Raw genomic sequence first — 8,053 nt, 5'->3', positions numbered from 1 at the left:
GCGGGTGGGTGGGGGGAAAACCCCACCGGCAGGCGCGACGCCGCGCGCCCGCGCCCGCGCCCCCTCAGGCCGTCGCCGACGCCGACGCCGGCGCCCGCTCCGTCGTGGCGATCGTCGCCGAGCCGACGACCCGTGGGCCGTCGTAGAGGACGACGGCCTGGCCGGGCGCCACCCCCCGGACCGGCGCCGCGAAGCGGACCCGCAGCGTGTCGTCGTCGCCCAGCTCCGCCGCGACCGGCGTCTCGCCGCCGTGGGCGCGGAGCTGGGCGGTGTAGTGGCCTGGGCCGGCCGGCGGGGTGCCGCACCAGCGGGGGTTGATGGCGGTCAGCGCGACGACGTCGAGGGCCTCGACCGGGCCGACCGTGACCCGGTTGTCGACCGGTGAGATGTCCAGCACGTACCGCGGCCGGCCGTCCGGCGCCGGGTGGCCGATCCGCAGGCCGCGCCGCTGGCCGACCGTGAAGCCGTGCGCGCCCTGGTGGGTGCCGACCTTCCGGCCGGACTCGTCGACGATGTCGCCCTCGGCCGCGCCGAGGCGGCTGGCCAGGAAGCCCTGGGTGTCGCCGTCCGCGATGAAGCAGATGTCGTGGCTGTCGGGCTTGCGGGCCACCGCGAGGCCGCGTTGTTCCGCCTCGGCGCGGATCTCGGCCTTGGTCGCCCGGGTGTCGCCCAGCGGGAACATCGCGTGCGCCAGCTGCCGCTCGTCGAGGACGCCGAGCACGTAGCTCTGGTCCTTGGACAGGTCGGCCGAGCGGTGCAGCTCCCGGCCCCCGTCCGGGCTGGGCACGACGCTCGCGTAGTGGCCGGTGCACACCGCGTCGAAGCCGAGCGCCAGGGCCCGGTCGAGGAGCGCGGCGAACTTGATCTTCTCGTTGCAGCGCAGGCACGGGTTGGGGGTGCGGCCGGCGCGGTACTCGGCGACGAAGTCCTCGACCACGTCCTCGCGGAAGCGTTCCGCCAGGTCCCAGACGTAGAACGGGATGCCGATGACGTCGGCGGCCCGGCGCGCGTCGCGGGAGTCCTCGACGGTGCAGCAGCCGCGGGCGCCGGTGCGGAAGGACTGGGGGTTGGCGGAGAGCGCGAGGTGGACGCCGGTCACGTCGTGGCCGGCGTCGACCGCGCGGGCGGCGGCGACGGCCGAGTCCACGCCGCCGGACATGGCGGCCAGTACCCGCATCCGCTGAGGACGTGTGTCAGTCATAACGTCATCCAGGGTACGGCCCATGGCTCAGCTGAGCCCGGCGGTTCTGGCGCGGGCGACGGCCGGGCCGATGGCCCGGGCGACCGCCGCCACGTCGTCGGCGGTCGTCGTGTGCCCCAACGTGAACCGCAGTGTGCCGCGGGCCAGTTCGGGATCGGCGCCGGTGGCGAGCAGTACGTGGCTCGGCTGGGCGACGCCGGCGGTGCAGGCGGAGCCGGTGGAGCACTCGATGCCCTGGGCGTCGAGGAGCAGCAGCAGGGAGTCGCCCTCGCAGCCGGGGAAGGCGAAGTGCGCGTTGCCGGGGAGCCGGCCCGCCGGGTCAGGGTCGCCGCCGAGCAGGGCGTCGGGGACGGCGGTGGCGACGGCGTCGATCAGCCGGTCCCGCAGCGCGCCGACCTCGCGGGCGAAGGAGTCGCGGCGCTCCGTGGCCAGCTCGGCCGCCGCCGCGAAGCCGGCGATGGCGGGCACGTCCAGTGTGCCGGAGCGGACCTCCCGCTCCTGGCCGCCGCCGTGCAGCACCGGCGTCGGGGTCCAGTCGCGGCCGAGCAGCAGGGCGCCGATGCCGTAGGGGCCGCCGATCTTGTGGCCGGAGACGGTGAGCGCGGCGAGGCCCGAGGCGCCGAAGTCGACCGGCAGCTGGCCGACGGCCTGCACCGCGTCCGCGTGCATCGGAATTCCGAACTCCTGGGCGATGGCGGCCAGTTCGTGGATAGGCTGAACCGTGCCGATCTCGTTGTTGGCCCACATGACCGTGATCAACGCCACATCGTCCGGGTCGCGTTCCACGGCGGCGCGCAGCGCCTCGGGGTGCACCCGGCCGACGGCGTCGACCGGCAGCCAGTCGATCCTGGCCCCCTGGTGCTCGGCGAGCCAGGTGACGACGTCCAGCACGGCGTGGTGCTCGACGCGGCTGACCAGGATCCGGTCGCGGCGCTGGTCCGCGGCCCGGCGGGCCCAGTACAGGCCCTTGACGGCCAGGTTGTCGGCCTCGGTGCCGCCGGCGGTGAAGACGACCTCGCTCGGCCGCGCGCCGAGCGCGGCGGCCAGCGCCTCCCGTCCCTCCTCGACCGAGCGCCTGGCGAGCCGCCCGGAGCCGTGCAGCGCCGACGCGTTGCCGGTCCTGGCGAGTTGGGCGGTCATCGCCGCGATCGCCTCGGGCAACATGGGAGTGGTGGCGGCATGGTCGAAGTAGGGCATGGTGCCACCGATTCTACGAGCCGGGTGGAACCGGCCGAGGGCCGCGGGCGTTCTCGGCTCCGGAGCGGGTGGAGGGGCGGGAGAGGGCTTGGATGAGTGAGCATGGGAACGTCACGCGCGGTGACCTGCGCCGGCGCGCGCTGTTGCTCGGCGGCACGGCGGGCGCCGTCGGCCTCGCCGGCTACGCGGCCCGGGACGGGCTGAGCCAGTGGTGGTGGCGGTACTCGGGGTCCGAGACGCCCCGCGAGGAGGGTGAGGTCGATCACCCCGGCGCGGAGTGGGTGCCGGCGTCCTCGGCGAACTACCGGCGGGCCAGCCGTCCGCGCGACTACGCCGTGGACCGGGTGGTGGTCCACATGCCCGAGGCCACCTACGACATCACGTTGCGGGTCTTCCAGGACCCGGGCCACCAGGCCGCCGCGCACTACGTGGTGCGCTCGCAGGACGGCCATGTGGCGCAGATGGTCCGGGAGTTGGACGTCGCCTTCCAGGCCGGCAACCGGAGTTTCAACGAGCGCAGCATCGGCATCGAGCACGAGGGCTGGGTCGACGAGCCGGACTACCTGACGGACGCGATGTACGAGTCGTCGGCGCGGCTGGTGGCCGGGATCTGCCGGCGGTACGGGATCCCGGTGGACCGGGAGCACATCGTGGGCCACAACGAGGTTCCCGATGTGGTGCGGACGTGCCCCGGCCCACACTGGGACTGGGACCGCTACATCGAGCTGGTGCGGGGCGTCAGCTGAGCTGGCCGAGCCTGCTGAGCTCGGCCGCGCAGCGCTCCGCGTCCTCCCGCCGCTCGAACAGGGCGGCCCTGAGGTGGGAGGTGTCGGGGTCGGGGACGTGGGCGAGGTGGCCCTCGTCCGAGACGACGTACCAGCCGCGGTTCGCACTGTGCCGTGCCTCGTAGCGCATGCGCGCCACGGTACCGGCCGCGGTCCGGCGTTCGGGGCTATTCGCAGGAGCCGCTGAAGAAGCCCAGGGAGTGCGCCGCGCCGTTGGTGTCGTGGATCGCGGTGTCGCCCGGGTTGAGGACGATGCCCACCTCCCCGCTGTCCGGCTGGGTGAGCGACGGCCACTCCACCTGGTCGCCGAAGAGAACGAGGACGATGCCGGCGGTCACCCTCTCCGGCAAGGCGTCGAAGGCGTCGTCCGGCGTCACCCGTTCCGCCTCCACCTCCGGCAGCGGGAGGAACGTACCGTCCGCGCACCGCAGCTCCCGCTCCGGCTCCTCGATGACGGTCACGCCGGCGGCCCGCAGGTCGGCCAGCAGCTCGTCGTAGTTGTCGAAGCCGTAGGTGGTGAAGTCGACCACCACCCTGCCGTCGTCCTGCCGCTCCACCGCGTAGGCCGGCGAGGCGCCGCCGCCGGGCAGGAGCAGGAAGGAGGCGGCGGCCGCCCCGGCGGTGGCCAGGCCGAGGCCGGCGCGGGCGGGCGTCAGCACGCGGCGGCGCGGCGCGGGCGGCGCCTCGGTGGCGGCGGCGAGTCGGACCTCGTGCGTGAGTTCGGCCAGCAGGCGGTCCTCGAAGGTGTTGTTCACAGCGCGCTCCTGAGAGATGTGACGGGCTCGGTGGGCCGTTCCGGGGTGTCGGCGGTCTCGGTCGTCTGATCGAGCGCCGCGCGCAGCCGGCCGCGGGCGCGGTAGAGCCGGACCCGGGCGGTGGTGGGGCGGATACCGAGGGCGCTGGCGGCCTCGGTGACGGAGAGCTGGTCCGCGACGATGAGTTCGAGCAGCGCCCGCTCGCCCTCGGGAAGTTCGGCGAGGGCGGCGACCAGTCGCCGGCCCTCGTTCTCGGCGACGAGCTTCTCCTCGAGGCGCGCGATGTCGTCGGCCTCCAGCAGCCGGCGGCCGGCGATCCGGCCGCTGAGAACCTGCTCGCGGGCGGCGCGGCGATGTTCGGCCGAGACGACGTTGCGGGCGACGCCGTAGAGCCAGCCGCGCTCGCTGCCGAGCGCCGGCCGGTAGGTGTGGCCGGAGTCGATGACCGCGAGGAAGACCTCGGCGGTGAGGTCGGCGACCGTGTGGGGGTCGTCCACCCGGCGGGCCACGAAGCGTGTGACCGCGTCGACGTGTTCCCGGTAGAACTCCTCGAAGAGCTCCGGGTCCCGGGCGGCCGCGGCCGGCCCACCGCGGCTTCTGGTTATCTTCACGTACGCGTCTCCCGTCCTCGTGCCGGTTGCTACGTCACTACTTGGCACGGGGACGGGAGAGCGTTACCCGAAGGTCCTCGGGATCAGACGGGCCAGTGCAGTGCCTCGACGCGGGCCGACTCGACCGTCAGGTCGACGTCGGTGAACTGCTTGACCTCGACGCGCAGCCGGCCCTTGCGGACGCTGGAGATGTGCCCCGTCCAGGTGTAGGTGAAGTGGCTGTCGCCGTCGTCGTGCACGGGCGAGTTGATCGGCATGGTGAGCTCGCGCACGAAGCTTCCGTCACTCGCCTCACGGTACTCGGCTATCCGCATCTGGAACTCCTGGCCCCGCTTCAGGCCCTTGACGTGCACGCCGACCGAGAGCGTGTAGTAGACCGACCCGAACAGGACGCTGGCCTGGGGCTCCCGGTCCACCCACTTCCCGCCCGTGTACTGGCGGTTGAAGTGGAGCGTCGTCCACGTGTCGGGTTTGATGGTGCGGACGTACGCGTTGGTGGTGAACAGGGTCCGATCGGGCACTATGTCCCCCTCCTCGTCTTCCTGGTCGTTGTCCGGGCTCCAGCTCGCCGCGTGCCGCAGGCGCTCGGCCACGCGGGACCGGACGCCGCCCATGGTGATGCCGGGGCCGCGCGGGTCGATCTTGCCCGGCTGCCACTCGAGGTGGCCGATCACCGAGGTGTCGCCGTCCTTGCCCCAGCCGTGCGCCCGGCACAGGGCCGCCGAGGCGCGCACGATCGCCTCGACCTGGGCGGCGGGCCACGGGTCCTTGTTGTCGCCCAGGTTGACGCACTCGAAGCCGTAGAAGTGCGTGTTGCCGTCGGTGTCGGCCTCGTTGTCGGCGGGCAGGCCGCGCTCGGCGATGACGGCGGCCAGCACGTCGCCGTCGCCTCTGCCCGCGTGGTTGGCGCGGCCGTGGCCCACAAGGTGGACGGTGCCGTCCTTGGCGATCACGCCGTGGCACAGCGGCCCCGGCAGGTCGGACCGGCCGTTGTAGCAGAGGGCCACCGAGGAGTCGGTGCCCGAGGTGACCGTGTGATGGATCATCACCCCGTGCACCGGGCCCCAGGGACCCGCGCTGTTGCGGTTGTGCGTCCGCCACGACTTGTACTCGACGACCTCGACGCCCTCGTCCCTCAGCGCCTTCAGCAGCTTGTCGGCGGACAGCGGAGTGGCCATGGTTAACCCCCCGATCGGATAAACGGTTGCGAACCCCGGCTGGTGGGCTCGCGGACACTTCTGACATCTCTACGTCCGGAATCAGGCCCACCGCAAGACGGCACGCGGCCGCCACGACCGGCCCGGTCCCCTTAACTTCCGGGAACTTACGTGGAGTTGATGCCCAGGGCCATCGCGCGGGAAAACTTGTACCGGCTCGACAAAACGCGACGGGAACCGGCGCACCTCCCCACGTTCGGCTGCCGTTCGACACATGGACGCGTGCGGGGACGACAGTTCCTCGTCGGACGCTGACTTCCCACCACGAGGAGAACTGACATGGGGATTTCCCGACGAGGGGTGCTCGGCGCGGCCGGCGTCGCGGGTGCCGCCGGCCTGGTCGGCGTGGGCGCCACGTCGGCCGCGGCCGACGAGCGCTCGCGCGGCGCGCTGATCGGCGAGGCGACCGGCGACCGGCTGCACGTGATGACGTTCAACATCCGCATGGACGCGAAGGCCGCGCCCGGCACCCCCGACTCCTGGACCGACCGCCGACCGGTGCTCGCCCGCCTCCTCGACCTGGAGCGGCCCACCCTGCTGGGCGTCCAGGAGGCCCTGTACCACCAGGTCAAGCAGGTGCGGGACGACCTGCCGAGACACTACGACTGGATCGGTCTGGGCCGCGAGGGCGGCGGCCGGGGCGAGTTCATGTCGATCTACTTCGACGCCCGCCGGGTCGAGCCGCTCGACTACGACCACTTCTGGCTCTCCGACACCCCGTCCGTGATCGGCTCGGCGAGCTGGGGCAACACGGTGGTGCGGATGGTCACCTGGGTGCGGTTCCTCGACCGGCGCACCCACCGCGAGTTCGTCCACGTCAACACCCACTTCGACCACCAGTCGGAGAACGCCCGCCAGCGGAGCGCCGGCCTGGTACGCGACCGGATCGGCGGCTTCGACCCGGCGCTCCCGGTGCTGCTGACCGGCGACTTCAACACCCCCGCCGGCACCTCCGAGTCGTACCGGATCCTCACCCAGGAGGCCGGGCTGACCGACACCTGGGCCTCCGCCGAGCGCCGGCTGACCCCGGCCTGGGGCACCTTCCCCAACTACCGCGATCCGGTGGAGGGCGGCAACCGCATCGACTGGGTGCTCGCCAACGGCGGCGTCGGCGTGGAGCGCGCGGCCATCAACACCTACCGTCGCGACGGCCGTTACCCCTCCGACCACACCCCGGTTCAGGCGCTGGTCCGCCTGGTCTGAGCCCCCCGAAGGCCCCCCGAGGGCCGGAAGGACGTCGCCCCCGCCGGCCAGTGGCCGGCGGGGGCGACGGATGTCCGCGGTCAGCTCACTTGGCGACGCAGACGTTGCCGAACGTCGGGTTCAGCAGCGCGATGATGTTGACGGTGTTGCCGCAGACCTGCAGGTCCAGGTCGATCGGGATCTGGATGTTGTTGCCGGACAGCACGCCCGGGGAGTGGCTGGCGAAGCCGATCGCGTTGGAGTCGGCGTTGGCGACGCCGGCCGCGCCCAGAACGCTGACGGCGGCCAGGGCGGTGGCGGCGATGGCGCTACGCATGCGCATGTCTGTACTCTCCTGCTTCCTGATCGGAAATCGGGAATCGACGGAACGTCACTGCCGATCAGACCGCCCGCCACCCCGCGACCCGGGGTATTGGTCCACTCGCGGGCGTGGCTCGCCCCCGGCGGCTCAGCGTGCCGCCTCCGCGGCCTCGAACACGAGGTGCCACGGGTACTCCTCGGGCCGCCCCTCCCCCGGCCGGTTGGGCACGAAGCCGTCGGGACCGCCGAGCAGCACCCGGGTGCCGGCGTCCCGCAGCGTCGCCACCGAACGGTCGAACTGCGGGTGCGAGGCGTAGGCGCTGTTCACGCACGGCATGACGATCAGCGGCCGGCGCTTCCCCAGCGCCTCGCAGGCGTGCGCGGCGACCCACGTCGGGGTCAGGCCGAGGGCCACCGCGTTCACCGTGTTCAGCGTCGCCGGCGCCACCGCGCTCACGTCCGCCGGCGGCCAGCCGTCGCTCGCGCCCGGCAGCCGGTGCGCCACGCGCACCGGGTGGCCGGTCTCCCCGGCCAGCTCGGGGAGACGGCCGGCCAGCCAGCCGGCCGCGGTCGGCGTCAGACCGAGGCAGACGTCCCAGCCCCTGGCCCGCGCGTCGCGTATCGCCCGGTCGACGTACCGCACCGGGGGCGCGGCACAGCCGAGCAGGTAGAGAACACGGTTGCTCATGGAGGCAGTTCAGCACACACGACCGACCACGTCCGCGCGGCGTTGCGGCGGTCAGGCCACGGGTAGAGCCGTTCCAGACCCCCGCCGGCCCCCCAC

The 8,053-nt window shown here is 73.1% G+C and carries 9 protein-coding genes and 1 pseudogene; 2 read left to right on the top strand and 8 right to left on the bottom strand.

Translation table 11 applies throughout. From position 1 onward, the window contains the following. Window positions 1–64: 64 nt before the first annotated feature. Together mnmA and E1283_RS27170 are read right to left on the bottom strand one after the other, a co-directional pair. Entirely contained in the window at window positions 65–1,201 is a 1,137-nt protein-coding gene (mnmA, locus tag E1283_RS27175) for a tRNA 2-thiouridine(34) synthase MnmA (protein ID WP_132820800.1), read from the bottom strand. A gap of 27 nt (window positions 1,202–1,228) precedes the next feature. Beyond that, entirely contained in the window at window positions 1,229–2,398 is a 1,170-nt protein-coding gene (locus tag E1283_RS27170; RefSeq protein ID WP_132820799.1) for a cysteine desulfurase family protein, read from the bottom strand. 92 nt (window positions 2,399–2,490) lie between these two features. Between E1283_RS27170 and E1283_RS27165 the strand changes: the two genes are divergently transcribed. Then, window positions 2,491–3,144: an N-acetylmuramoyl-L-alanine amidase gene (locus E1283_RS27165; protein WP_132820798.1), complete on the top strand. Its 654-nt coding sequence runs from the start codon at window positions 2,491–2,493 to the stop codon at window positions 3,142–3,144. Here the strand turns inward: E1283_RS27165 and E1283_RS27160 are convergent. The 4 genes and pseudogenes from E1283_RS27160 to E1283_RS39055 all read right to left on the bottom strand — a co-directional run. Next, a complete protein-coding gene (locus tag E1283_RS27160; protein ID WP_243745134.1) occupies window positions 3,137–3,313 on the bottom strand; it encodes a hypothetical protein in 177 nt (58 codons plus the stop codon). The genes E1283_RS27165 and E1283_RS27160 overlap by 8 nt on opposite strands. 37 nt (window positions 3,314–3,350) lie before the next feature. Next, window positions 3,351–3,938 (bottom strand): hypothetical protein, encoded by a 588-nt coding sequence (locus tag E1283_RS27155; RefSeq protein WP_132820796.1) that lies wholly within the window; start codon window positions 3,936–3,938, stop codon window positions 3,351–3,353. Beyond that, a complete protein-coding gene (locus tag E1283_RS27150; protein WP_425086237.1) occupies window positions 3,935–4,549 on the bottom strand; it encodes an RNA polymerase sigma factor in 615 nt (204 codons plus the stop codon). The genes E1283_RS27155 and E1283_RS27150 overlap by 4 nt, the downstream gene beginning before the upstream one ends. A 539-nt stretch (window positions 4,550–5,088) precedes the next feature. Next, window positions 5,089–5,727: pseudogene (locus E1283_RS39055) on the bottom strand (N-acetylmuramoyl-L-alanine amidase); the annotation flags it as partial. A 318-nt stretch (window positions 5,728–6,045) separates the two neighbouring features. Between E1283_RS39055 and E1283_RS27140 the strand changes: the two are divergent. After that, window positions 6,046–6,969 (top strand): endonuclease/exonuclease/phosphatase family protein, encoded by a 924-nt coding sequence (locus E1283_RS27140; RefSeq protein WP_132820794.1) that lies wholly within the window; start codon window positions 6,046–6,048, stop codon window positions 6,967–6,969. Window positions 6,970–7,054: 85 nt separating this feature from the next. Here the strand turns inward: E1283_RS27140 and E1283_RS27135 are convergent, their stop codons facing one another. After that, complete coding sequence (locus E1283_RS27135; RefSeq protein WP_132820793.1) at window positions 7,055–7,291, bottom strand: chaplin; 237 nt, start codon at window positions 7,289–7,291, stop codon at window positions 7,055–7,057. Window positions 7,292–7,417: 126 nt separating this feature from the next. Next, window positions 7,418–7,957, bottom strand: a complete 540-nt coding sequence (locus E1283_RS27130) for a flavoprotein (RefSeq protein ID WP_132820792.1) — start codon at window positions 7,955–7,957, stop codon at window positions 7,418–7,420. Window positions 7,958–8,053: the final 96 nt, after the last annotated feature.

It is taken from the genome of Streptomyces hainanensis (genome assembly GCF_004348415.1).
GTDB classification, from domain to species: Bacteria; Actinomycetota; Actinomycetes; order Streptomycetales; family Streptomycetaceae; genus Streptomyces; species Streptomyces hainanensis.
This window is presented reverse-complemented; position numbering and strand designations above follow the sequence as displayed.

What these genes read in the sequence shown, in the direction of transcription:
- mnmA (WP_132820800.1), bottom strand. Translation starts at nt 1,201, where the DNA reads ATGACTGACACACGTCCTCAGCGGATGCGGGTACTGGCCGCCATGTCC.
- E1283_RS27170 (WP_132820799.1), bottom strand. Translation starts at nt 2,398, where the DNA reads ATGCCCTACTTCGACCATGCCGCCACCACTCCCATGTTGCCCGAGGCG.
- E1283_RS27165 (WP_132820798.1), top strand. Translation starts at nt 2,491, where the DNA reads ATGAGTGAGCATGGGAACGTCACGCGCGGTGACCTGCGCCGGCGCGCG.
- E1283_RS27160 (WP_243745134.1), bottom strand. Translation starts at nt 3,313, where the DNA reads ATGCGCTACGAGGCACGGCACAGTGCGAACCGCGGCTGGTACGTCGTC.
- E1283_RS27140 (WP_132820794.1), top strand. Translation starts at nt 6,046, where the DNA reads ATGGGGATTTCCCGACGAGGGGTGCTCGGCGCGGCCGGCGTCGCGGGT.
- E1283_RS27135 (WP_132820793.1), bottom strand. Translation starts at nt 7,291, where the DNA reads ATGCGCATGCGTAGCGCCATCGCCGCCACCGCCCTGGCCGCCGTCAGC.
- E1283_RS27130 (WP_132820792.1), bottom strand. Translation starts at nt 7,957, where the DNA reads ATGAGCAACCGTGTTCTCTACCTGCTCGGCTGTGCCGCGCCCCCGGTG.